General features: G+C 44.8%; 25 protein-coding genes. 14 read left to right on the top strand and 11 right to left on the bottom strand.

Translation table 11 applies throughout. The annotated features are described in order from the left end of the window. Positions 1 to 333 precede the first annotated feature (333 nt). The 4 genes from ACLIIY_RS00460 to ACLIIY_RS00445 all read right to left on the bottom strand — a co-directional run bounded on the left by ACLIIY_RS00460 (position 334) and on the right by ACLIIY_RS00445 (position 3266). Positions 334 to 762, bottom strand: coding sequence for a DUF2787 family protein (locus ACLIIY_RS00460; RefSeq protein ID WP_102591097.1), 429 nt, complete (start codon positions 760 to 762; stop codon positions 334 to 336). Between the two features lie 100 nt (positions 763 to 862). Next, positions 863 to 1438 carry a hypothetical protein gene (locus ACLIIY_RS00455; RefSeq protein ID WP_102591096.1) on the bottom strand — a complete coding sequence of 192 codons (576 nt, stop codon included), beginning with the start codon at positions 1436 to 1438 and terminating at the stop codon, positions 863 to 865. 45 nt (positions 1439 to 1483) lie between these two features. Continuing rightward, positions 1484 to 1867 carry a hypothetical protein gene (locus tag ACLIIY_RS00450; RefSeq protein WP_102591095.1) on the bottom strand — a complete coding sequence of 128 codons (384 nt, stop codon included), beginning with the start codon at positions 1865 to 1867 and terminating at the stop codon, positions 1484 to 1486. Positions 1868 to 2027: 160 nt separating this feature from the next. Next, positions 2028 to 3266: a tyrosine-type recombinase/integrase gene (locus tag ACLIIY_RS00445; RefSeq protein ID WP_102591094.1), complete on the bottom strand. Its 1239-nt coding sequence runs from the start codon at positions 3264 to 3266 to the stop codon at positions 2028 to 2030. 248 nt (positions 3267 to 3514) lie between these two features. Here ACLIIY_RS00445 and ACLIIY_RS00440 point away from each other — a divergent pair, with 248 nt between their 5' ends. Further along, positions 3515 to 4018, top strand: coding sequence for an Hcp family type VI secretion system effector (locus ACLIIY_RS00440; RefSeq protein WP_102591093.1), 504 nt, complete (start codon positions 3515 to 3517; stop codon positions 4016 to 4018). Next, on the top strand, positions 4015 to 4803 hold the full coding sequence (locus ACLIIY_RS00435) for a DUF4225 domain-containing protein (protein ID WP_102591092.1): 789 nt from the start codon (positions 4015 to 4017) through the stop codon (positions 4801 to 4803). The genes ACLIIY_RS00440 and ACLIIY_RS00435 overlap by 4 nt, the downstream gene beginning before the upstream one ends. Before the next feature lie 1241 nt (positions 4804 to 6044). On the opposite strand, the gene ACLIIY_RS00430 is transcribed toward ACLIIY_RS00435, so the two are convergent. After that, a complete protein-coding gene (locus ACLIIY_RS00430) occupies positions 6045 to 6710 on the bottom strand; it encodes an SDR family NAD(P)-dependent oxidoreductase (protein ID WP_434527981.1) in 666 nt (221 codons plus the stop codon). A 245-nt stretch (positions 6711 to 6955) separates the two neighbouring features. Between ACLIIY_RS00430 and ACLIIY_RS00425 the strand changes: the two genes are divergently transcribed. Further along, entirely contained in the window at positions 6956 to 7435 is a 480-nt protein-coding gene (locus ACLIIY_RS00425; protein ID WP_434527980.1) for an RDD family protein, read from the top strand. Between the two features lie 74 nt (positions 7436 to 7509). Here the strand turns inward: ACLIIY_RS00425 and lptG are convergent, their stop codons facing one another. Continuing rightward, complete coding sequence (gene lptG / locus ACLIIY_RS00420; RefSeq protein ID WP_005441983.1) at positions 7510 to 8580, bottom strand: LPS export ABC transporter permease LptG; 1071 nt, start codon at positions 8578 to 8580, stop codon at positions 7510 to 7512. A 3-nt stretch (positions 8581 to 8583) separates the two neighbouring features. Next, positions 8584 to 9684 (bottom strand): LPS export ABC transporter permease LptF, encoded by a 1101-nt coding sequence (gene lptF / locus ACLIIY_RS00415; protein ID WP_009707625.1) that lies wholly within the window; start codon positions 9682 to 9684, stop codon positions 8584 to 8586. Positions 9685 to 9884: 200 nt separating this feature from the next. Between lptF and pepA the strand changes: the two genes are divergently transcribed. The 5 genes from pepA (at position 9885) to ACLIIY_RS00390 (ending at position 16557) form a co-directional block, all read left to right on the top strand. Continuing rightward, positions 9885 to 11393, top strand: a complete 1509-nt coding sequence (pepA, locus tag ACLIIY_RS00410) for a leucyl aminopeptidase (protein WP_005432840.1) — start codon at positions 9885 to 9887, stop codon at positions 11391 to 11393. Between the two features lie 115 nt (positions 11394 to 11508). Beyond that, positions 11509 to 11958 carry a DNA polymerase III subunit chi gene (locus ACLIIY_RS00405; protein ID WP_042606442.1) on the top strand — a complete coding sequence of 150 codons (450 nt, stop codon included), beginning with the start codon at positions 11509 to 11511 and terminating at the stop codon, positions 11956 to 11958. A gap of 94 nt (positions 11959 to 12052) precedes the next feature. Continuing rightward, positions 12053 to 14911 carry a valine--tRNA ligase gene (locus tag ACLIIY_RS00400; RefSeq protein ID WP_005432830.1) on the top strand — a complete coding sequence of 953 codons (2859 nt, stop codon included), beginning with the start codon at positions 12053 to 12055 and terminating at the stop codon, positions 14909 to 14911. Positions 14912 to 15137: 226 nt separating this feature from the next. Further along, positions 15138 to 15536, top strand: a complete 399-nt coding sequence (locus ACLIIY_RS00395) for a DUF2061 domain-containing protein (protein WP_005441986.1) — start codon at positions 15138 to 15140, stop codon at positions 15534 to 15536. Positions 15537 to 15651: 115 nt separating this feature from the next. Continuing rightward, complete coding sequence (locus ACLIIY_RS00390; protein ID WP_434527979.1) at positions 15652 to 16557, top strand: bifunctional helix-turn-helix transcriptional regulator/GNAT family N-acetyltransferase; 906 nt, start codon at positions 15652 to 15654, stop codon at positions 16555 to 16557. Between the two features lie 16 nt (positions 16558 to 16573). Here the strand turns inward: ACLIIY_RS00390 and ACLIIY_RS00385 are convergent, their stop codons facing one another. Together ACLIIY_RS00385 and rraB are read right to left on the bottom strand one after the other, a co-directional pair. Beyond that, entirely contained in the window at positions 16574 to 17374 is an 801-nt protein-coding gene (locus ACLIIY_RS00385; protein ID WP_017187889.1) for a glycosyl hydrolase 2 galactose-binding domain-containing protein, read from the bottom strand. Positions 17375 to 17545: 171 nt separating this feature from the next. Beyond that, positions 17546 to 17962: a ribonuclease E inhibitor RraB gene (gene rraB / locus ACLIIY_RS00380; RefSeq protein ID WP_005432867.1), complete on the bottom strand. Its 417-nt coding sequence runs from the start codon at positions 17960 to 17962 to the stop codon at positions 17546 to 17548. 584 nt (positions 17963 to 18546) lie between these two features. Here rraB and arcA point away from each other — a divergent pair. From arcA to ACLIIY_RS00350, 6 genes are all read left to right on the top strand, one after another. Beyond that, positions 18547 to 19767 carry an arginine deiminase gene (arcA, locus tag ACLIIY_RS00375; RefSeq protein WP_074050836.1) on the top strand — a complete coding sequence of 407 codons (1221 nt, stop codon included), beginning with the start codon at positions 18547 to 18549 and terminating at the stop codon, positions 19765 to 19767. A 157-nt stretch (positions 19768 to 19924) separates the two neighbouring features. Further along, positions 19925 to 20929 carry an ornithine carbamoyltransferase gene (locus ACLIIY_RS00370; RefSeq protein ID WP_434527978.1) on the top strand — a complete coding sequence of 335 codons (1005 nt, stop codon included), beginning with the start codon at positions 19925 to 19927 and terminating at the stop codon, positions 20927 to 20929. A gap of 69 nt (positions 20930 to 20998) precedes the next feature. After that, on the top strand, positions 20999 to 21124 hold the full coding sequence (locus tag ACLIIY_RS00365; RefSeq protein ID WP_005432831.1) for a hypothetical protein: 126 nt from the start codon (positions 20999 to 21001) through the stop codon (positions 21122 to 21124). Positions 21125 to 21213: 89 nt separating this feature from the next. Continuing rightward, complete coding sequence (gene pyrB, locus ACLIIY_RS00360) at positions 21214 to 22143, top strand: aspartate carbamoyltransferase (RefSeq protein WP_005441998.1); 930 nt, start codon at positions 21214 to 21216, stop codon at positions 22141 to 22143. A 17-nt stretch (positions 22144 to 22160) separates the two neighbouring features. Then, a complete protein-coding gene (gene pyrI, locus ACLIIY_RS00355; RefSeq protein WP_009707632.1) occupies positions 22161 to 22622 on the top strand; it encodes an aspartate carbamoyltransferase regulatory subunit in 462 nt (153 codons plus the stop codon). 166 nt (positions 22623 to 22788) lie between these two features. Continuing rightward, positions 22789 to 23178 (top strand): RidA family protein, encoded by a 390-nt coding sequence (locus tag ACLIIY_RS00350; RefSeq protein WP_005432832.1) that lies wholly within the window; start codon positions 22789 to 22791, stop codon positions 23176 to 23178. A gap of 85 nt (positions 23179 to 23263) precedes the next feature. On the opposite strand, the gene ACLIIY_RS00345 is transcribed toward ACLIIY_RS00350, so the two are convergent. Both ACLIIY_RS00345 and murA read right to left on the bottom strand, forming a co-directional pair. After that, positions 23264 to 23989 (bottom strand): 1-acylglycerol-3-phosphate O-acyltransferase, encoded by a 726-nt coding sequence (locus tag ACLIIY_RS00345; RefSeq protein WP_041061029.1) that lies wholly within the window; start codon positions 23987 to 23989, stop codon positions 23264 to 23266. A 147-nt stretch (positions 23990 to 24136) separates the two neighbouring features. Next, a complete protein-coding gene (gene murA / locus ACLIIY_RS00340; protein WP_061010718.1) occupies positions 24137 to 25402 on the bottom strand; it encodes a UDP-N-acetylglucosamine 1-carboxyvinyltransferase in 1266 nt (421 codons plus the stop codon). Between the last annotated feature and the right edge of the window lie 3 nt (positions 25403 to 25405).

Genomic DNA, 25405 nt, shown 5'->3' with positions numbered 1-25405 from the left:
CCTAAAGGAAACACCGCACTCACTCCCATTGCTCGTTGAAGCAATGGGAGTCATTAATGTCAAAAGGTCGGTACAAACCAACCAGACTGGTTAGAATTAAAATCCTCCCCCTTGGTTTAAAACACCATTTCTCTAGCTCCATTGAACCACTCCCCTCTGAATCCCGACTGCAACGTTTAAGTAATCCGTTGTAGAACGTTACCCAAATGAAAAAGGCTTCCCATCACACCATGAGTTACATGGAACAATGGGAAGCCTTGATTTCACTAGGAAGTGAGAGGCGAATTTTATGGTGCATACATGGTGCTTTCAACTTGATTGGTTAGTGATGGACTAATCTACCGTGACTTTTATCTCATCGAAGCAGTCCATTCCAATGTAACTGAGAAAATTGGTTTCCCACATCGAATAGAACTCAGCGACACTGGATTCAGTAATGGGAACTTCACCCATGTATCGGATGTAAGCCACACCATGTCCCAAATCAAAGTCGATTTCTTTCTCTAGTTCAGGCATCAATCCGCAGTAACTAAAGTCAGTGATGTAATCAAAAACCCATTGGTCATTAAGCCTAGTGATACGGATCTCCACAGGGTGATAACCACCATTCTCAGGACAGTATGCTTTGTCTCGAAAGTTAATCACCATCGATTGGATCATTGGTGTCCATTTACCTGATCCACTGATCACTCGGTTTAAAACATCTTGAAGATCGACACTGACAGGCAGCAGCAATCGCTCAACGTCAAAAGTTAAGTTCATAATAAAGTCTCTTTTAAGTTGTTAGGGAAGCACTCTTGTGTAGTGTGCGGTATGAAAGCCAGAGTTGGCTTGGTGGGTAAGAATTGATGTGCTTTGGGGGTTATTTCGCTTTGGTCTCAGCGTCAACTAATGACAGCAACTCATCACGGCGTTGCTCGAAATCTGGCGCAAGAACGTGAAGGAAGACTGATTTCTCTGACTGGATGATAAGACCAAGGCCACGACAACAAGCAGCCAAGAAACCGCTGTTATTAGCGGAGCCAGATTTGAATAGACTTTTCACCACAGTACTCTTAAACGGCTTATCTCCTTGCTCACTAAGTAGGCTTATTAAATCAACTAAGCCTATTACCTCACGACTGAACAAACCACCACCTTCATTCCCAACTATACGGATATAAAGCTGACTTTCCTCATCATGTAAGACTTCATAGAACACATGATTTGTTGTTTTCGGGCTTAGTTTTTTCGCCTTGCCTTCGAGAACCACATTAGCGAAAGGATCTACCTCAGCAGGTTTAGGATCATTGGTATCTTTTTCCTCTACTCCGCTTTCTACCAGCTCAGTTGCATCTGGTTTATCCGTTTCAGTCTCAGATTTAACCGTGATTTCTTCATTCTTCGTTTCAACCTCAGCTTCAAATGCTGCTTGTTTATTACTTGGTTTACGTGCCATAGGACACCTCCATACTATTAGTGACTATTAAGGTTAAATTCGAGATTAAGATTCAGCTTGATCTGCAAGCTTGGCGACAGGGAATGTTGGGCTGTTTATTGGAGCGCAACAGTACACACCAGCTCCCTCCATGGTCACTATGGCAACCGCTAATAGCCAAGGACAGCCATCGTCGTTTAATAACAGAACCCATTCAGGGTAATTAGTGACAAAGCGAAGGAAGTGCAGATCTTCCTCAGATTCTTCTTGCAGGGTTACATCGGTATCACTGTCCTCAATCAAGTACAAGGTAGTGCCGACCTCATCCCAGAACGCTTTGGTTGCGTCATATGAGCCGAATGGTTCCATCAGGTGTTCTAGCAACTGTGCTTTCACACCATCAGGCATTGGCAGTGCTTCGACTTCTTCAAACTTGTTTACTCTCTTCATCAATAATTTCCTAATAACTAACGAAAACCATCTTTCCACTCTCTATCGAGACGTGTCAGATGATTTTCCTTCTAATAATGAAAAAGCCCCTGTTTAGCGATGAGCTAAACAGGGGCTTTTCTAATGTCATTTCTAAATTAACTGGTTAAACCTAACTTGTTCATTCCCAATGTATCTCAGGTTTCGCAGTCACCATATCCGACAATCGAGAGCCAATCTCCCTCCTACGCCCTACAGTCAACTTCGAGTAACGCCTTGTTGATGAAAGGTCAGCGTGATTCAATTGCTTGGCTATGTCGTGTAACGAGACGCCTTGGCTAGCTAACAAACTCCCAACAGTATGACGAGCACTGTGTAGGGTTAGATTCGCTTTATCACCGGGTATGTCAGGCAGTCCCATCTTGGCTTTGATAGCCTTGAAAGCATGCCTAGGTTGTCCTACTGGTTTTCCTTTTTTGCGTCCAGGAAAGAGATACGGATTATTTGCCACATGAGGCACCGTTCTTAAAATCTCAATCATGTAATCACTCAAGTAAATAACGTGACTACTACCATTTTTCGTATGGGGAATAGTGAGCGTTTTCTCCTCCCAATTGATATCGGATTTTAAACGGAGTCGGAGCTCCTTATCGCGTAATCCGGTCAAAAACAGAACAATTAGGTACGCACTAATACTTTTATCTTCATGATTGAGAGCATGACCTATGAACTCTTTCAGCTGCACTTCGGTAAAATAACCAGTGCGAACGTTGTCTTCTTTCATCAAGCTCACCTTGTCCGCAACCAATGGTGCATCCATCAACTTGTAAGCTTGGCGATTGATCGTTTTCAATAGTGCCAAGACTCGATTGATTGAAGCTACGGCATAAGGCTTACCAGTGGTTTTACTGATCGCCTCCTGCATTTCCATTTGGATCTTAATGATATGGGCAGCGGTCAGGTCATGGATGGAAACATGATGGATTGATTTAGCATGACGAAACCTTGCGACTTCATCTTTCCAAGATCGTTTTTGCTTGGCTAACGGCAAATAAACCTCATTGAAGAATCGTTCAAGGGTCATAGAAGAATCGACCTTTTCAGTATCACGCTCAATCTTCGGATCAATACCCTCAAGAATTTGTTGCCGATATTCTTTAGCGACCTTCCTCAAGGTCAGTATGTCTGTTTCAGGATGTTTACCAAGCCCGATGGAAGCTTTCTTACCTGTAACGGGACTGGTGTATCGCAAAAGGAAACGCTTGTTACCTGACTTACCGACGAGGCAACGAACGCCTGTTGGTAATCCGCTATCTTTCATAGCAGACAAGTTAACTTCGTAATCAGTGGATTTAGCGTTAGCAAGGTTAGGCTTGAGATTGTTTAGAAATGCAGTGGTGAGACGTTGTAATTTGCTCATTTAACCTCCTGAATGTCTTGGGCTATTCAGGAAGTTAATATGTGCTTCAAGGGTGGTTTATTACGGGATAAACCTTTAATTAGGGGATGGGCTTTCTCTGACATTAGCTGTTCACACAAAAAATGAGATGTGCACTCACACTTTCATAAAGTTAGTCAATTTACCTATAAATATCATCAGTATGCAAGATGATGTATTTACATCTTGTTGCTACGTTATCGGCGTCTGAACTTCGAGGAAAAAAGGCAATGACCACTCAAGCATATCTGTCTATTGAAAGCGTATCGAAAGGTAGTCTATCTATGGGCTGTAACACACTAAACTCAATGGGAAACAGTTTTCAAACAGGACATGAAGATGAAATAACCATTTTGTCCTACTCTCATACTGTTGGGTACGACCAACGCTCAATTCATAGACCTATTCAAATAGTTAAAAAGGTCGATAAATCTTCACCAATTCTCGCTCAAGCTTGTTCTGATGGGGAAGAACTGAAATGTACATTAAAGTTTTACCGTCAGAACGGAAACGGCAGGAATGAATTTTTCTACGAGATCAAACTCTCCGGCGCTCTCATTCGTTCTGTTTCTACTCATATGCCACACCTAATTGATTTCAATGATGCCGAGATGCAGGAAACGGTGGAAATTGCATACAGGGATATTGCTTGGCGACATGTCGGCGCTAACACATCTGCTTTTACAACTTGGCTGCAACCTCTATCTGAGTTCAAGGAGCAGTTTTCACAATGATCAACTCTTACAAAGATTTGGAAGATGACGAAGTACGTCAAGCTGTTAAAGGTTTAATACGTCAGGCAAACATGTACAGTATGAGCCACCTTAACGATCCGCTACTTCAACATCACTTTAGGGAAGAGTATCGCTTTCTAGGTAAATGTTTGTTACGAGATTATGACGGTGGGATCATCGTCAAGGACAGAGTAGTAAAGCTTGTCAGACAAGAAAGACAAAGCTTGATAGATCAAGCCTATGAACTAGGGAAATACAGTATCGGGATTGTTGCTGGTGCAGGACAACTTTCAGCAGGGTACGGTCTTTGCGTTACCAGTTCAGTTTTTTCTATTGTGGGAGCGTCGTGGTGTGGTGGAGTTGGAGCGCCAATGATGGCACACGGTGCCAATAACTTATTTGAAAACTCCTACAATATTGCTGGTAACATTGATCAAAACTGGAACGGACGTTATACAGGTGAATACGGGAATGGTTCGGGTTTTGTGAGAAAGGGTTATAGGATCGCAGCTAAGCACATAGGATTGTCAGAACGAGATGCCGATGCTGCATTTGCTACTGTTGACTTAGCAACAAGTGCCTACGGTTTAGCAAACAAGAAAAAGGTAGTACAAACATGGACAAACGCACCAGACTCCAAGCAGTTAATGCTATTTAATTATGCAAAGCGTGACTACGCAAAAGGTTGGAGGTCAATGAGTAAAGGAGCGCTAGGCGTCGAGTTTTCCGCGAACTACTTCACTGCTCAAGGTGCTGTAGCCCCATATTTTGAGGAAAAAGAATAATGCAGTTATGGGAATATACATTGCTAAGCCTTATAGGCGTCGTACTGTGTCACTATTTTTCAGAGCTATACTCGATAAAAAATAAAATAATATACTTTGTATGCTATCTTTTTATTTTAGGTAATTTTGGTGGACAGCACTACAACATCATGTTTAACAAAGAGTTTATTGACCCTTGGTTGTTTTTCATCAAAACAACCGACAGTTATTTCACTGATACCTACAGGTATAGTGCAACGATTTTCATGATTTTGACTATTCTGACCTTACCACGCTCCAAGTTAAGATTTCTGCCGAAGCTTTTCACTCAGCAATAAAGAGAGAAGAATAAGCTCATGGTTTATTGGGTGAAACTATAGGAAACATCAACACTGTATGTGGAGCTGGCTCTCCATACTTTAAGGAAGGTAAAGAGTGATCTTGTGGCTATACATTTCAATAAGCTTACTAGGTGTATACCTATGCCATGCGACATCGAATAAATACCTGTCGACAGGAAGAGAAAACAATTGGTACTTATACCTATATCTAGCCGTAGCTTTAATGTTGGGAGAGCAACATTACAGCCTAGCATTTAACAAAGAAGTGTCTCTATTTTGGGAGATGTTTTTCAATGAAACCTCCATATCAGTGAGCGATACCCTCAGTAATACGGGTTTTGTTTTCTTTGTATTAACAATACTTACCTTCCCACCATCCAAACTAAATTTGTTATCACGGATTGTACGTAGAGTGAGATAGAAAATCTCATTCTACCGTAAAGTCACCATGCTTTGACCATGGTTCTTGGGATACATCAGGCTTGAAGATACTGGAATTGAAAGGCTTTAGCGTCGTAACGTCGTTGCTTTACTTGGCTTAGATGAGGGACTTGATAAGCAGTAGATGAACCATGTATGTACCATAGCTCAGTATGAAGGTGGTTTATTGCAGACATAAAAAAAGCCGCTTTAGTTAGCGACTTACTGGCAATGCTTGGTGATGATGTTTTTATTTTTGATTATAACGACTTGATTTAAAACTTTTTTTGAATCCGTCGTGTATACCAATTTCACCACACCGGCATCTCTGGGCTATTGCCCTTTGATGGTTGGCATTATACGTAAGCTTTTGACCTGCGCAAGCAGAAAAACCTTAAATAACTATCGTTTGCTGATAATTTCGCCACAAAGTGTGACAAAGGAGAGCTCATCACAGTTCGGTCTGCCATCTAACTTGGTAACAAGGCCTCCCCTTTAGCCCTATAAACGATTAACGGTAATATCCGAAACGTAACCATTACCAATATTAGAAAGCGCACCATGAATCATCCGCGCTGCATCACCTGCACTCATAAAGCTACTGGTGTCTAAAGACTTACCGCTCGTCTCCCAAAATTCCGTCGCCATACCTCCAGGATACACAGCGATAATTTTCATTGGTTTGCCTTTTAATTCCATACGAACGGATTCAATCAAACCTTTAACAGCCCACTTCACCGCGCAGTAGGTCGATTCTTGCGCCTTAGGCTGCTGTGCTGCTGTCGACATCACCATCACAACATTTACTGGCTGCTCTTGATAACGTTTGACCAACTCTCGAAGAATATTAATCGCCGAAGTGAGGTTATTTTCAATCAGCTTTTGAATCTCTTGCGGGTCTTGCTCAGCTAATAAACCAAAATACCCACTTCCCGCACAGTGAATCAGCGTAGAAGGCGCTTTAGGCAGCTCATCAAACAAATTCTCGACTTGGGATGTATCCACCAAATCACAACTACGTGTTTGCGCTTTATTGGAGAGATGCTGAGCAAAAGTCGCCAACTTCTCTTCACTGCGTCCGGTTAACAGTGTTTCTTCGCCTTGAGCATCATACAACTTAGCTAGCTGCGCACCTAAGCCACTACTCGCGCCAGTAATTACGATCATCTTGTACCTCTATCACGTCATTCGTAATTTCGTTAACTCAGCAAGGTACCGTATGTTTGATTATTTCACAGGCTGGGTGGCGCGAAGTTTGAACTGGATAGCTTTGTTAAGTGGAAGGATGAATATAAAGTGTCTTCTGCTGCGGTGATTTATTCGTAATTCGAGACTCTGTGCGTTAGCTCTCTTTTCACCAACAAGCGGAATCTATATCCTGACGCACAATTTTAAAGGTAAGTGATGGAACTATGACGACTTCTACAACTCTTCCACCAGCGGGCTTCTTTCGTCGATTAGCGGCGTTGTTCTACGACACGCTGATTATATTGGCGATTGAAATGATGGCTGCAGGTGTTGTAATGGCAATCGTCTTTGCGCTGAATGCAGCAGGATTGCTGAGCTACGGGGAATATACGGATGCAGCTGACATGCTAGGAAAACATCCTGTACTAAGCCCACTATTTACATTCTACTTGGCGGCAGTCTGGGTATATTTCTTTGTCTTCTTCTGGACTCGAGCAGGGCAAACCTTAGGGATGCGAGCTTGGAAAATGCAAATTCGTAACAGTAAGGATGGTGCACCAATTACGGTCACTCAGGCGTTAATTCGTTTGGGTACGTCGGGCTTTGGTTTGGCTAACTTAACTGTGCCAATCGACCCACAAAAACGTGGCTTCCACGACATCTGGGCAAAAACTGAAGTCGTTGTCTTGCCGAAAGCAAAATAGCGAAACTACGTAAGCAGAATAGAAAAAGGAAGGCGCAGTGCCTTCCTTTTTTCATGTTTATCTATTTTGAAAACCTACAGTTTTCTTCTTAGCAAGGATACCGCAATAGCTAAGAACACCAAGCTAGGGGCCAAGGCACCGAACACTGGTGGAATGCCGTATACCAAAGTAAGAGGTCCAAAGAACTCACTGGATATGTAGAAAGTAAAGCCCGCGACCACACCCGAAAGGACTCTTGCGCCCATGGTTACACTACGCAATGGACCGAAAACAAACGACAACGCCATCAGCATCATTACCGCGATAGAGAGCGGTTGAGATAGCTTGCGCCAAAATGCCAGTTCATAACGTGAAGCATCTTGTTCCGAGGCTTTCAAGTAGGTCACATAGTCATACAAGCCACTTAAAGAAAGCTCTTCTGGTTTCACCGTTACCACCGCCAGCTTATCTGGCGCTAATGAGGTGTGCCATTCCATCTGCTCTAAATCGCGCTTGGTAATGACATTTTCATTTTCCATATCGGTGATTTGCACATAACGCATCAACCAATTGTTATCTTGTTGGTAGTCGACTTCTTCTGCGAAGATAACTTTGTCTAAGTTCTTATCTTCATCGAAACGCCACATGTTCAAGCCGTAGAGTTTGTCGTCTTCTACTTTACCGATAAAAATGAAGTCATTGGCATCACGAGCCCATACCCCAGCCCGAACGGAGACAATACTACCGCCAGACAAAGCAAACGCACGTAAATCACGTGCCATCTTTTGAGCTTCTGGTGCGCCCCACTGACCCAAGGTCATAACGATAAGCATCAATGGTACGGCCGTTTTAAGCACCGATAAGCCGATGTCCAACTTAGAGAAACCTGCTGCTTGCATTACCACAAGCTCAGAGCTTGACGCCAGCATGCCCAAGCCAATTAAGGCACCCAGTAGCGCTGCCATTGGGAAGAACATTTCGATGTCGCGAGGAATACTCAATAGTACAAAGTAAAGTGCATGCATTAAGTCATAAGCACCACGGCCGACTTTACGCAGCTGCTCTACGTATTTGATGATGCCCGACAAGCCAACGAAGGTCGCCAGAACCAAGGCAGTGGTAGAGATGATCGTTCTACCGATGTAAAGGTCTAAGAGTTTAAACACAGCTTACGCGAGCCTCTTCTTGCGGAATTTGTCTTTCATTCGTCGAACAGGAACGCTGTCCATCATGTTTGCCAAGATAGCCACTATCAACAACATTGCATTGATTGGCCACATACCAATGGCAGCAGGAATCGCACCATCCTCTAACGCAGATTTCGTTGCACTGATTGCAAGGAAGTACGCTAGGTAAATCAAGATGGCTGGTCCCATTTTAGCGAAACGCCCCTGACGTGGGTTCACTGCGGATAAAGGAATAACCAGCATCGTTAATAGTGGAATACATACGAACAATGAGATACGCCATTGCAGCTCAGCTTGCGCTTCAGGATCTGGATGGCCAATCAAGTCCGCCGTTGGGTATGCTTCCCAGTCGCGTCCTTTCTGCTTCACCTCACGCTGGCCAATCACACCTTCGTACTGATCAAACTTAGTCACCATGTACTCAACACGAGTCGGCACACCTTCATAACGCGTCCCCTCATGCATGGTGATGATCTGACGGCCATCCGACAATTCTTTCACTTCACCAGAAGAAGAGAACATCACGCTAGGCAAAATAGAATCACGTGGGCGCATCTGTGCTACAAACACGTTACTCAACGTGCTGTCTTTAATGTCATCAATGAAAACAACTGAAGAACCATCTGGCGTGCCTTGGAACTGACCTTTCTTAAGTAGATCCACGCTGTTTTCGGCAGCGACTTGTTCATAAAGCTGTTCTACGCGATCTTGCGACCAAGGTGATAGCCATAATGCGTTAAACGCCGCAACACCAGAAGTAATGATCGCCAAGTACAACGCCGCTTGTACTAGGAATTTATTCCCAATACCTGTTGCGTTCATCACCACGATTTCACTTTCTGCATATAAACGACCAAACGTGATCAATATGCCGATGTACAAACTCAATGGCAGCATTAATAGCCCCATTGCTGGCATGTTTAAACCAACAATTGAGAAAATTAATCCAGCAGGAATATCCCCGTCCGAAGCGTCAGCAAGAACACTGATAAACTTCTGGCTCAAAAACACCAAAAAAAGCACGAAGAAAATCGCAAATTGGCTCTTGAGTGTTTCGCGGATCAAATATCTAACAATAATCACGCTGAAATTACCTATACAAAACTTGTTTTTTTGGTCGAATCACTATAGTTTCCCGTTGAACCATTTATTTTTTTAAAAATTATAAACTAGATGTTAGCGCTTAAATCAGCTCTGTTGGTAAGACCTGAGCTTAAATTCAACAAGTAAGCGATCATTATCTAACATTTAGAGCAATTTGTCTTCAGGATGTAGGAGTACGCATGGAGTTCAGTGTTAAAAGTGGCAGTCCAGAGAAACAACGTAGCGCATGTATCGTTGTTGGTGTGTTTGAACCACGTCGCCTTTCTCCAGTAGCCGAACAACTTGATAAAATCAGTGACGGTTACATCAGTTCACTACTTCGCCGTGGTGATCTAGAGGGTAAACCTGGTCAGATGCTGCTACTGCATCAAGTACCAGGTGTTTTGTCAGAGCGCGTTCTACTTGTAGGTTGTGGTAAAGAACGTGAGCTAGGCGAGCGCCAGTACAAGGAAATCATTCAAAAGACGATCAGCACACTTAACGAAACAGGTTCTATGGAAGCAGTATGTTTCCTAACTGAACTTCACGTTAAGGGTCGTGACACTTACTGGAAAGTTCGCCAGGCAGTAGAAGCGACTAAAGATGGTCTTTACACATTCGATCAGTTCAAGAGCGTTAAGCCAGAAACTCGTCGTCCACTGCGTAAGCTAGTATTCAACGTACCAACGCGTCGTGAACTAAACCTAGGTGAGAAAGCAATCACTCACGGTCTAGCTATCGCATCTGGTGTGAAAGCATCAAAAGATCTTGGCAACATGCCACCAAACATCGCAAACCCAGCGTACCTTGCTTCTCAAGCACGTCGCCTTGCTGACGATTACGAAACCGTAACCACCAAGATCATTGGTGAGCAAGAGATGGAAAAACTGGGCATGACATCTTACCTAGCAGTAGGTCGTGGTTCGAAGAACGAATCAATGATGTCGATTATCGAATACAAAGGTAACCCAGAGTCAGAAGCAAAACCTATCGTACTTGTCGGTAAAGGTCTGACGTTCGATTCAGGCGGTATCTCTCTAAAACCTGGTGAAGGTATGGATGAGATGAAGTACGACATGTGTGGTGCTGCGTCTGTATTCGGTACAATGAAAGCGCTAGCGAAGCTAAACCTACCAATCAACGTTATTGGTGTTCTAGCAGGCTGTGAAAACATGCCGGGCAGCAACGCTTACCGTCCAGGTGACATCCTAACAACCATGTCTGGTCAAACTGTAGAAGTTCTGAACACGGATGCGGAAGGTCGTCTTGTTCTTTGTGACGCACTGACTTACGTAGAGCGTTTCGAACCAGACTGCGTAGTAGATGTTGCAACGCTAACTGGTGCTTGTGTTATCGCACTAGGCCACCATATCAGCGGCGTAATCTCTAACCACAACCCTCTTTCTCATGAGTTAGTTAACGCTTCTGAGCAAGCAAGTGACCGCGCATGGCGTCTACCAATGGCAGACGAGTACCACGAGCAGTTGAAGAGCCCATTTGCTGATATGGCAAACATCGGTGGTCGTCCTGCTGGTACTATCACTGCGGGTTGCTTCCTGTCTAAGTTTGCTAAAAAGTACAACTGGGCACACGTCGATATCGCAGGTACTGCGTGGAAATCAGGCGCAGCGAAAGGCTCAACGGGCCGTCCTGTCTCAATGCTTGTCCAATTCCTTTTGAACCGCAGCGGCCAAGAGACAGAAGAGTAATTTCTGAACAACATCTAAAAGGGCCGCAAGGCCCTTTTTTATTACCTCGATTTTCTTGATTGAAAATCGGATTTAATATGGTTTCAGGAAGAGACCAACGGCAAGTGAGAGAATGATGCAAACTGCAACCTTCTACATCATTAACGAAGAGAGCCCACAAGCAACGGTGGCTGGCTTTGAAGAATACATTGTTTTTTTGGCTCAGCACTTTGCTCGCCAAGGCGCAAAAGTATATCTGAACTGCCAAGACAAACCGCATGCCGAGCAGCTCGCTGAAGCCTTTTGGCAAATTGATGCAGACAAGTTCATGGCACATAATCTTGTAGGCGAAGGACCGAAATACGCCACCAATATTGAAATTGGCCATGAAGGTGTAAGACCTAACTGGAATCGTCAGCTGGTAATTAATTTGGCGGAAAATGAGACAACCTTTGCGAACAAGTTTGCTCAAGTGGTAGACTTCGTGCCTTGCGAAGAAAAAGCTAAACAGCTCGCAAGAGAAAGGTATAAAATTTACCGTCAGGCAGGTTATCAACTGCAAACGATCGAAATTCAATATCCTTAACGGTCAATCCTTATAGTTAAGCTCTCCACTCAGAGAGTTCACTTATAAAGATTGACTTAGATTCAACCATCAACGTATCCATTAAAAGAGCGCTATGGAAAAGACATACAACCCAACTTCAATCGAACAAGCTCTGTATCAGACTTGGGAAGAGAAAGGCTACTTTAAGCCACACGGTGACACTACTAAAGAATCATACAGCATCATGATCCCGCCACCGAACGTCACTGGTAGCCTACACATGGGCCACGCGTTCCAAGATACGATCATGGATACGCTTATCCGTTGTGAACGTATGAAGGGTAAAAACACTCTTTGGCAAGTAGGTACGGACCACGCAGGTATCGCAACTCAGATGGTTGTTGAGCGTAAGATCGCTGCAGAAGAAGGCAAAACAAAACACGATTATGGTCGTGAAGCTTTCATCGACAAAATCTGGGAATGGAAAGGCGAGTCTGGCGGCACTATCACTAAGCAGCTTCGTCGTCTTGGCGCATCTGTAGACTGGGATCGTGAGCGCTTTACGATGGACGATGGTCTATCTAACGCTGTTCAAGAAGTGTTCGTACGTCTATACGAAGATGACCTAATCTACCGCGGTAAGCGTCTAGTTAACTGGGATCCAAAGCTACACACAGCGATTTCAGATCTAGAAGTAGAGAACAAAGACACTAAAGGCAACATGTGGCACTTCCGCTACCCACTAGCAGATGGCGTTAAAACAGCAGATGGCAAAGACTACATCGTTGTTGCAACGACTCGTCCAGAGACCATGCTAGGCGATACTGGTGTTGCAGTTAACCCAGAAGATCCACGTTACAAAGATCTTATCGGTAAAGAAATCATCCTTCCTATCGTTGATCGTCGCATCCCAATCGTGGGCGATGAGCACGCAGATATGGAAAAAGGTACTGGCTGTGTGAAAATCACACCTGCGCACGACTTCAACGACTACGAAGTTGGTAAGCGCCACCAGTTACCAATGATCAACATTCTGACTTTCGACGCGAACATCCGTGACGCTTCTGAAGTATTCAACACCAACGGCGAAGCAAGCGACGCTTACAGCACTGAGCTACCAGCTAAGTACCACGGTATGGAGCGTTTTGCTGCTCGTAAAGCTATCGTTGCTGAATTCGACGAGCTAGGTCTACTTGAAGAAGTGAAAGATCACGATCTACAAGTTCCTTACGGCGACCGTGGTGGCGTGGTTATCGAACCAATGCTAACTGACCAATGGTACGTACGTACTGCGCCTCTAGCGAAAACAGCGGTTGAAGCAGTAGAAAACGGCGACATCCAATTCGTTCCTAAGCAATACGAAAACATGTACTTCTCTTGGATGCGTGACGTTCAAGACTGGTGTATCTCTCGTCAGCTATGGTGGGGTCACCGCATCCCAGCTTGGTACGACAACCAAGGTAATGTTTACGTAGGTCGTGACGAAGAAGAAGTTCGTAAGAACAACAACCTAGAGTCAGTTATTGAACTTCACCAAGATGAAGACGTACTGGATACATGGTTCTCTTCTGCACTATGGACGTTCGGTACTCAAGGTTGGCCAGAGCAAACTGACGATCTGAAAGTATTCCACCCTTCAGACGTACTAGTGACTGGTTTCGACATCATCTTCTTCTGGGTTGCACGCATGATCATGATGACCATGCACTTCGTGAAAGACGAAAACGGCAAACCACAAGTACCATTTAAGACGGTTTACGTTACTGGTCTAATCCGTGACGAAAACGGCGACAAGATGTCTAAGTCGAAAGGTAACGTACTTGACCCAATCGACATGATCGATGGTATCGATCTAGAGTCTCTAGTAGAGAAGCGTTGTGGCAACATGATGCAGCCTCAGCTAGCGAAGAAGATCGAGAAGAACACTCGCAAGACGTTTGAAAACGGTATCGAAGCATACGGTACAGACGCACTACGTTTCACTCTTGCAGCAATGGCATCAACAGGTCGCGATATCAACTGGGATATGAAGCGTCTTGAAGGTTACCGTAACTTCTGTAACAAACTATGGAACGCAAGCCGTTACGTAATGATGAACACAGAAGAGCAAGATTGTGGCTTCAACGGTGGTGAGATTGAATACTCACTAGCGGACAAATGGATCGAGTCTCAGTTTGAACTAGCGGCGAAAGCGTTCAACAACCATATCGACAACTTCCGTCTAGATATGGCATCTAACACGCTTTACGAATTCATCTGGAACCAATTCTGTGACTGGTACCTAGAGCTAACTAAACCAGTTCTATGGAAAGGTACTGAAGCACAACAGCGTGGCACTCGTCGTACACTAATCACGGTTCTTGAGAAGACTCTACGTCTAGCTCACCCAGTGATTCCTTACATCACTGAAACTATCTGGCAAAGCATCAAGCCACTAGTTGAAGGTGTAGAAGGCGAGACAATCATGCTGCAAGCACTGCCTCAATTCGACGAAGCAAACTTCAACCAAGAAGCGCTAGACGATATTGAATGGGTGAAAGCGTTCATTACCAGCATCCGTAACCTACGTGCTGAATACGACATCAACCCAGGTAAGCCGCTTGACGTTATGCTGAAAGCAGCAAACGCAGAAGACGCAGCGCGTCTAGAAGCAAACAAACAAGTACTGATGTCTCTAGCGAAACTAGAATCTGTACGCGTACTTGCTGCTGACGAAGAAACGCCAGCGTGTGCAACAGCATTGGTTGCTAAGTCTGAGCTAATGATCCCAATGGCGGGTCTGATCGACAAAGACGCTGAGCTTGCTCGTCTAGATGGCGAAATCAAGAAGACTCACGGCGAAATCAAGCGTATCGAAGGCAAACTAGGTAACGAAGGCTTCGTAGCGAAAGCTCCTGAAGCGGTTGTTGCTAAAGAGCGTGAGAAGCTTGAAGGCTACAAAGAGACACTAGCTAAGCTAGAAGAGCAGAAGACAACGATCGCTGCACTTTAATCGCTAAAGACTAGAGTAAAAGAATCAAAGGGTTGATGTGAAAGCATCAACCCTTTTTGCATTTTATCGCTCGGAAAGCTTTCAACGATATTCGCTCTTCTCTCCTACTTCCCCTCCTATTTAATAGTTTTTACCTATCAAACTAATCTTAACTACCCATTAGATTTAATGATAATAATTCTCAATAATAGAGTTATCGAAACAACACAACGATTGAGTAATTATCATGAAAAAGACACTAACCTTTGCAGCACTCCATTTTACAATCGCGTTTAGTGTCGCTTACGTGCTTACTGGCGACATTCTAATTGGTAGTTTAATTGCCATGATTGAGCCTTCAGTGAACACCGTCGCTTTCTACTTTCATGAAAAGGCATGGGCAAAAGTCCCAGCGCTTAAAGCTCGTCAGTGGATGACCAAATTAAAAACCGCAAGCTTTGCCACTATCCACTTCAGTGTTGCGTTTAGCGTGGTTTACTTACTAACAGGTGATGCGTTTGTCGGCGGTATCATGGCGATGCTAGAGCCAAGCTTGAACACAGTAGCTTACTACTTTCACGAGAAAGTATGGATGCGTAAATCAGATAGCCAAGCACCACAGTTCTGCTTACACCAACACGCTTAAACATGGAGGCTCAATACGCCTCCTAACGAGCAAAATAACATTTACCATTGACAAAGTTGCGCACCGCAATTAGTTTAATTGCGGTGCGCAACTTTATTTTTAGAGGTAAGTGATAATGAATGCTCGTCAACTCCGACACTACTCCCGTCAAGCCGTCCGATTGCTTGGTATGCTCGATAAACAATGCGGCGATGTCGCTCTCACTCCAGTACAAGCGCACGCATTAGGTGAAATCCAGCGGCAGCCGTTAACCATCAATCAATTGGCACAGCAGCTTAATGTCGACAAGTCCAATGCGAGCCGAACCGTTACTGGTCTGATTAAATTAGGCTTGGTTGAGAGCATCGAAAACCCAAAAGACAAACGTAGCCAACTTGTCGCGCTTACAGAGCAAGGGCAACAGGCGTTATCGCAACTAGATCAGCAGCAAAACAGCTTCTTTGAACAACTGCTTACCCAACTCGATGACAGCGAGCAAGAGCAACTCAAACTTGGTCTAGAGGCTTACCTAAAAGGGTTAACGAAAGTGTGCCAGGCTGAGGAATACGTTCTTCGACCTCTTACCAAAGCAGATAACTCGCGAGTTGCAAACGTGATTCGTAAAGTCTCTGCAGAATACGGTTTAACCGCAGACAAAGGTTATGGTGTGGCAGATCCAACGCTTGATGACATGTACTCGGTTTACGACCAACAAGGCGCAGCCTACTGGGTAGTAGAGTACCAAGGCGAGATTGTGGGTGGCGGCGGCTTTGCACCTTTAGCTGGCGAGCCAAATGTGTGTGAGCTACAAAAGATGTACTTCTTACCTCAAACACGAGGGCACGGTTTAGCCAAACGCATCGTCGCATTGAGCTTACAACTGGCGAAACAGTTTGGGTATCAGCAGTGCTATTTAGAAACGACTGAATGTCTAAGAGAAGCGGTAGGCTTGTATGAAAAGCTAGGCTTTGAGCACCTCGATGCCCCGCTAGGACAAACAGGGCATGATGCATGTGAAGTCGTGATGCTTAAAACGTTATAGCGCTTTATCCCCAAACTTAAAGTACAAGGTGGGTAACACAGAGCTCTTGGCTAAGCGCCACTGTAAATGCTTGGCGTTGCCCATCCAACTCCACCACGAGTTCGTAAAGATCTTTTGGATCGGGATCGTTAAGATCGGCATACTTTGGCGCTTCGATCTGGAATAAAGCACTCGCATGATCCGCTCGGACATCAATAGGAATATGGTAAGTCATGCCATTAAACTTAACCGATGCTGATACTAAACCCGGAGCAAAAGTTTGGTAGTACAAATCCACCTTAAACTCACAACCACCACCGTGGTGCCAAATCTGCTCGGTAGCCACGCGGTCTAAACGCACATTGCGAATAAACTGCAGATACGGTTCTTGCCATACCCCTAAGCGCTCATCACTCTTTTGGTATTCATGATCCGCAAGTGAACACAACTCTGGTTTATCCTCATCCAACAGAAGATCTTCTTCTTCCTCAAGGAACAGGATCTCAAAACGGTTGCGCCCCATCTGCATGAACGGGCGAATGTCTTTTTTGTACACGCTTTGTGAGCCATCACAGTCGAACAATGCTACCCCGTTCAAACGCACTTCTGCATGGTAATCCACACCACCCAACACCATTTCTACCGCAGGGAATGCCATCATGGATTCGTCCACTTCAATGTCGTGCATCAGGTGCCACTCTTGCTGACGAATCGCTTCTTCAGTCAGTTCAGCAGGCAATACCTGACTCAAAGGAGCAGGGAAAGTAATGTCATCCTGTGGGATAGAAAGGTCCGTCAGTGGAGAGACTTGCCATAAACCGGCGAGTGAGAGTTGCATATACACCTTGAGCTAGATCAATTTTCACGCATTATATACACAACTAACTTAGGGTTACAGGCTATAAGCAGACAAACTCAATGAGAATTATTTATCGTTATCTTCGGTTATCATTTTCAAGGCACAAAAAAGCCAGCGATAAACGCTGGCTTCTTAGATTGAATAAGAGGATTACTCTTCGTCTTCATCATCTTCTTCAGGGTAAAGCGCATCTTCGCCTTCGTAGTAAGTACCCCAACCGTCGTAAATGATGTCGTATTTTTCTGCAAGATGAACCAGTTTCTCAACCTGTGCATCAATCGCTTCTGCGTTTAGTGCAGATTCCATTGTTGCATCACAACAAAGCAGTTTGTTGCCGTCTTCATCTTCTGTTTCTTCAGCTTCAAGAACTTCAAAGCCCATCTTGAACGCTTCAACAACCGCTTTTTCTAGCGTATCGAAGTCTTCAGCAAATAGGTGGTGCTCGATTTCGTATAGTGAATCTGGATCGCTGCCGTCTTCTAGCAGTGCTGCAATGATATCGCGAGTCTCTTCCTTTTGAATCTCAATTAATTCTTCTACTGATAGATATTCATCTTCGTGAGACATGTTTTGGCTCCAGATTAGTTACTTGATGGAAACACTATACTCTAAACTGAGTACGTTAATGCGGTGAAATATGGCACGGATTGCGATGAAAAGCCACAAACAAACACCAAACTGCGGTGATTCTTGATGATAATTTTTACTCGTAAATCTAAACCCCGCTCACAGAAACAAAAAATTAACAAAAACGGCTAATCTTTAATATTCAGAAGATCCTAATCGAACCTAAGACGAGTAATTTTAGGCTTGTTTGCGTGTTTATGATCTTGGAGTGAATACAGCAACGGCTCGGTAATTCTGACCTAACGAATAAAAGAAAGCTAAAAACTGCATATTTCAGAATGGTTATGCACGTTTTATGCACTTTTGATGTATGAGTTCTTTCTCAAACGAAAAAGAATAAAAACGCACTTTTTAAAACTCATGAACAAACAACAAAATATAGAATTAAAATACACCAAGGAACTATTTACAAAACATAACGCCAAAAAACGATATTTTTGCAATATATAAGCAAAGTTCTAGGACTTGCATCTTTGCACCAAGCTTGTCATAACTAACGGCTGGAATATTTGTAAGGATGCAAAATGAGTAAGCTGTACGTTGGATCAGAAGTTGGTCAACTAAGACGAGTTCTATTAAATCGCCCAGAGCGCGCCCTCACCCACCTAACGCCATCGAACTGCCATGAGCTACTGTTTGATGACGTATTGGCGGTCGAAGCGGCAGGTGAAGAACATGACGCGTTTGCGCGCACACTGCGTGAACAAGATGTCGAAGTACTACTGCTTCATGATCTATTGGTTGAAACCCTTGCGGTTCCAGAAGCAAAACAATGGTTGTTGAATACTCAGATCTCTGATTTCCGTTACGGTCCGACTTTCGCTCGTGATTTGCGTCAGTACTTCGCAGAGATGGACGATGAGCACTTAGCAAGCATTCTTCTTGGCGGCTTGGCTTACTCCGAACTGCCAATCAAATCTTCATCAATGCTGCCGAAGATGAAGCGCCCACTGGATTTCGTTATCGAGCCTCTGCCTAACCACCTCTTTACCCGTGACACGTCATGCTGGGTATACGGCGGCGTTTCTCTTAACCCAATGATGATGCCTGCACGTCAACGCGAAACCAACCATCTACGCGCGATTTACCGCTGGCACCCAACCTTTGCGGGTCAGGACTTCATTAACTACTTTGGTGATGAAGACCAACACTACGACAATGCTAACGTTGAAGGTGGCGATGTACTGGTTATCGGTAAAGGTGCCGTTCTAATTGGTATGTCTGAGCGCACAACCCCGCAAGGTGTCGAAAACTTAGCGGCAAGCCTGTTTAAATCTGGTCAGGCGAAAGAAGTGATTGCTATCGACCTACCAAAACACCGCTCGTGCATGCACCTTGATACGGTCATGACGCACATGGATGTAGACACTTTCTCGGTATACCCAGAGATCATGCGTAAAGATTTAGACACTTGGCGCCTAACACCTAAAGGCAACGGTGAAATGCATGTCGAAGCATCACACAACTATCTGCATGCCATTGAATCGGCACTTAGCTTAGACCAATTGAAGATCATCACAACCGGTGGTGACAGCTACGAAGCTGAGCGAGAGCAATGGAACGATGCCAACAACGTACTGACGGTGAAACCTGGTGTTGTGATTGGTTACGAACGTAACGTCTACACTAACGAGAAGTACGACAAAGCTGGCATTGAAGTCCTGACTATTCCGGGTAACGAGCTTGGTCGCGGTCGTGGTGGTGCACGTTGTATGAGCTGCCCTATCGAACGTGACGATATTTGAGAAACCTCTCCCACCAAATAAAACCAATTGAGACTAAGGTTGATGTGAATGCATCAACCTTTTTTTGTTTTCAATTAAAATAATTATTCACAATAAAAGCATTTATATGTTTTAATGCTTTTATTCTTTATCAACCAAACGACCTAAGGGACGAGCTATGGCTTTCAATCTACGTAATCGCAACTTTTTGAAGCTATTGGACTTCTCAACTAAAGAGATCCAGTTTTTGCTCGAACTGTCTGCAGAGCTGAAAAAAGCTAAATATGCAGGAACAGAGCAGAAGAAACTTCAAGGTAAAAATATCGCACTAATCTTTGAGAAATCTTCTACTCGTACCCGATGTGCGTTTGAAGTCGCGGCCTTTGACCAAGGCGCTCAAGTCTCTTACATCGGTCCTTCTGGCTCACAGATCGGTCATAAAGAATCGATGAAAGACACCGCTCGTGTTCTTGGTCGTATGTACGACGGGATTGAATACCGTGGCTTTGGTCAATCCATTGTTGAAGAACTTGGTACTTATGCTGGTGTACCTGTCTGGAATGGTTTAACGGATGAGTTCCACCCTACCCAAATCCTTGCAGATTTCCTGACCATGCAAGAGCACGGACGTGGGAAACAACTGCATGAGATGACGTTTGCCTACCTTGGTGATGCTCGCAATAACATGGGTAACTCACTCATGGTTGGCGCAGCAAAAATGGGCATGGACATCCGCCTTGTGGCGCCAAAAGCGTTCTGGCCAGAAGAAGCATTAGTGACAACTTGCCAAGAAATTGCCCAACAAACCGGCGCGAAAATCACGCTTACTGAAAACGTTGAAGAAGGCGTCAAAGGCTGTGACTTCTTATACACTGACGTTTGGGTCTCGATGGGTGAGTCGGCTGAGGCTTGGGATGAGCGTGTTGCGCTGATGACACCTTACCAAATCAATATGGATGTGATTAAGCAAACGGGTAACCCTCATGTGAAGTTCATGCACTGTCTGCCAGCATTCCACAACGATGAAACGACGGTGGGTAAAGAGGTCGCAGAGAAATACGGAATGAAAGGGCTTGAAGTCACCGAAGAGGTGTTTGAGTCTGAATACTCTATCGTATTCGATGAAGCCGAGAACCGCATGCACACGATTAAAGCCGTGATGGTGACAACCTTAGGCAGCTAAACCAAAGCATTAAAAATGGTAACAAAAACCATGATGTAATCGCTTGCGCTCACGAAAGTTAAGCGTATAATGCTCGGCAATTTGTCTGAGGATTACGAAATGACCACGCCGATTGCTGACGTAAAAACGCGATTTGCTCTAGCTAAGCGACTACGCTTACGTGCTGTTATTTTCGTTAATTCTATTGAATTTTAAAACCTCCCCAATTGGGGAGGTTTTTTTATGTCCGAAATTCCATCAGGGTAATTTTGGGGATAGTCACCACTGTTATAGGGAAGAAGATCATGGCGAACTCGCTTTACCAGAAGCACATCATCTCTATTCCAGAGCTTTCACGTGAAGAACTGGAACTGATTGTAGAAACTGCAGGTCAGCTAAAAAAAGAACCTCGTCCAGAACTGATTAAAAACAAGGTTGTAGCGAGCTGTTTCTTTGAGCCATCCACACGTACTCGTCTGTCATTCGAAACAGCGATTCAACGTATCGGTGGCGATGTTATTGGTTTTGATAACGGTGGTAACACCTCTCTGGCGAAAAAAGGCGAGACGCTGTCTGACTCAGTTCAAGTGATCTCTTCTTATGTCGATGCATTCGTGATGCGTCACCCTCAAGAAGGCGCAGCGCGCTTGGCGTCTGAGTTTTCTAACGGCGTACCAGTTATCAACGCTGGTGATGGTGCAAACCAACACCCAACGCAAACGCTACTCGACCTATACACCATCGCGGAAACACAAGGTCGTCTAGACAACCTGAACGTTGCGTTCGTTGGTGACCTAAAGTACGGCCGCACCGTACACTCATTGACGCAAGCATTGGCGAAGTTCAATAACATCCGTTTCTTCTTCGTTGCACCAGAAGCACTTGCGATGCCAGACTACCTATGCGAAGAGCTAGATGAAGCAGGTATCCAATACAGCCTGCACACAGATATGGAAAGCGTGATTCCTGAGCTAGACATTCTGTACATGACTCGCGTACAGAAAGAGCGCTTCGATGAATCTGAATACGCGCACATCAAGTCAGCTTACATCCTAACAGCAGCACTACTGGAAGGTGCGCGTGAGAACTTGAAAGTACTTCACCCACTTCCACGCGTGGATGAAATCACCACAGACGTCGACGTAACACCACACGCTTACTATTTCCAACAAGCAGAAAACGGCGTTTACGCGCGCCAAGCGTTGTTGGCACTGGTTCTTAACGAAACACTGTAATCGAGGGAGAGAATAACATGGCTAAAGAAACTCAATTGCAGGTTGAAGCAATCAAAAACGGCACAGTAATCGACCACATTCCAGCACAAATTGGTATTAAAGTGTTGAAGCTGTTCGATATGCACAACTCTTCTCAACGCGTCACCATCGGTCTGAACCTGCCTTCATCGGCACTCGGTCATAAAGACTTGCTGAAGATTGAGAACGTGTTCATCAACGAAGAGCAGGCAAACAAGTTGGCACTTTACGCACCACATGCGACCGTAAACCAAATCGAAAACTACGAAGTTGTGAAGAAGCTAGCGCTGGAGTTACCAGAGCAAGTTAAAAACGTGTTTGAATGCCCAAACACTAACTGCATTACCCACAACGAGCCGGTTGCAAGCAGCTTCCAAGTGTTCGAGAAGAAGGAAGAAATCCGTCTGAAGTGTAAATACTGTGAGAAAGTATTCGCACGTGAGATCGTGACTGAGCGTTAATTTCTCGCTTCGATTCTTGCTAACGATAAATTGACTGATACCCTGCTAATGCGGGGTATTTTGCTCTTTACGTGCTTCATGTTTAAAGGCAAACTGATTCTTCTTAAGAACGCTCAAGATACTTGAGTAAACTCTTTATTCCCCCTAAACAGATGGAACAATTCAAATGACGAAAGTACTTCACACTGAGTCTGCACCAGCAGCAATCGGTCCTTACGTTCAAGGCGTAGATCTAGGCAACATGGTTCTAACTTCTGGCCAAATCCCAGTAAACCCAGCGACAGGTGAAGTGTCTGCAGACATCGCAGAGCAAGCTCGTCAATCTTTAGAGAACGTAAAAGCTGTTGTTGAAGCATCAGGCCTTAAAGTGACTGACATCGTTAAAATGACAGTATTCGTGAAAGACCTAAACGACTTCGGTACAGTGAACGAAGTGTACGGCAAGTTCTTCGATGAGCATGAAGTAGCAAACTACCCTGCGCGTTCTTGTGTAGAAGTAGCTCGTCTGCCTAAAGATGTAGGTATCGAAATTGAAGCAATTGCAGTTCGCAAATAATTGCACTTGCTGACAAGCATAAAAAAACGGGTAGCTCAGGCTACCCGTTTTTTATTGTCTTTTTGTAATGATATCGCAGTAAAACTTAAGCAGCGTTGCGCTGTTTCACTTCTTCATCCAACTCAGCCAACTTCTCTTTCATTTGCTCGCGGCAAATATTCGCTAGCTCACGTACGCCTTCTTTGCCGTAACCTTCAGAGCTAACTGGTGGCAGCATCTCAATGATCACATGACCGTTATTCCAACGGTTGAGTTTGATGTGATCGGTAGAGCTACACACGATTGGAATGATTGGCACTTCTGCACCGATAGCTGCATGGAATGCACCAGTCTTGAATGGCAGTAAACCACGGCCGCGTGAACGTGTACCTTCTGGGAACATCCATACTGAAACATCACTGTTTTTGATGCTGTCCACGACTTGGTCGATAGTGCCTTTTGCTTTAGAGCGGTTTGCACGGTCAATCAAGATGTTACCTGTTAGCCAGTAAAGCTGACCAAACAACGGCATCCACGCTAGGCTCTTTTTACCTACTGTTACCACTTTTGGTGTTACTGCAGAAGAGACAGTGAAAAGGTCCCAGTTGTTTTGGTGGTTAGCAATGTAAACATGCTGACCGCGAGAGTACGCATCTTCCGGAAGACGCAGCTCAAGCTTGATACCAAATACGCGCGACATCTTGCCGAATAGACGACCAAAGGTGAACACGTGCTTAGGATTTCGAGGGCTCAGTAGGCAGTAACCACAACCACCAATAAACATCACAATTGCGAAAATTGCGACAGCAAATACACGTAACAGTGCAATCATTGTTGTTCTCCAGGAACCGGCTTTGCGCCAGCTACAGCTATTATTGTCTCTTTGAACATAGTCATGAACTATGACAGAAAGCGCGATATAAAAAAGCCGAAACCTGAGTTTCGGCTCTCTTTATATCTAGGTCAACTGCGATGCAGTTTAACCTGCCTCACTCACGCGCTCAATATTTGCGCCAAGTGCAGACAGTTTATTTTCGATTTTGTCGTAACCGCGGTCGATGTGGTAGATGCGATCAACGATGGTTTCGCCTTTTGCGATACAACCTGCAATCACCAAACTTGCCGAAGCTCGTAGGTCAGTTGCCATCACTTGTGCGCCACTTAGAGAGTCTACGTCGCCACAGATAACCGTATTACCTTCGATATCTGCTTTCGCGCCCATACGCATCAATTCTGGTACGTGCATGAAACGGTTTTCAAAGATAGTTTCAGTGATCACGCCGCCGCCTTTCGCCATCATGTTCAATAGCGTAAATTGCGCCTGCATGTCAGTAGGGAAACCTGGATGCGGAGCCGTGCGAATGCTTACTGCTTTCAGCTCACGGCCAGTCATATCAACAGAAATCCAGTCTTCACCAGTTTCTACTAATGCACCCGCTTCTTCTAGCTTCGCCAATACCGCTTCTAGCAGATGTGCATTGGTGTTGCGACATACAACTTTGCCGCCAGAAACCGCTGCTGCAACTAGGAAGGTACCGGTTTCGATACGGTCAGCCACAACGCTGTGCTTACCACCACCTAGACGCTCAACACCTTCGATAGTGATGGTATCTGTACCCGCACCAGAGATTTTTGCGCCAAGAGTGTTTAGGAAATCCGCTGTATCAACGATTTCAGGCTCACGCGCTGCGTTGTCTAGCGTTGTTGTGCCTTCAGCAAGCGCTGCTGCACACATGATAGTGATCGTTGCACCAACACTCACTTTGTCCATCACGATGTGCGCGCCTTTAAGGCGACCATCGACTTCCGCTTTCACGTAACCATCTTCTAGTGTGATAGTTGCGCCAAGCTGTTCTAGACCAGTGATGTGTAGATCAACAGGACGAGCACCGATAGCACAACCACCAGGTAGAGAAACCTGACCTTGGCCAAATCGAGCTACAAGAGGACCAAGCGCCCAAATAGATGCACGCATGGTTTTTACTAAATCGTAAGGAGCACAGTATTCGTTGATACTGCTTGGATCGACATGAACGGAACCATTACGACTTACTTTTGCGCCAAGACGCTTAAGCAGTTCCATGGTTGTGTCGATATCACGAAGGTGTGGCACGTTCGCCACTTCTACAGGCTCTTCCGCCAAGATAGACGCAAATAAAATCGGCAGTGCTGCGTTTTTTGCACCTGAAATGGTCACTTCACCAACCAGTGGTTTATCTGACCCAATAACTCGAAACTTTTCCATCAA

This window comes from Vibrio sp. K4 (genome assembly GCF_051122595.1).
GTDB classification, from domain to species: Bacteria; Pseudomonadota; Gammaproteobacteria; order Enterobacterales; family Vibrionaceae; genus Vibrio; species Vibrio owensii.
This window is presented reverse-complemented; position numbering and strand designations above follow the sequence as displayed.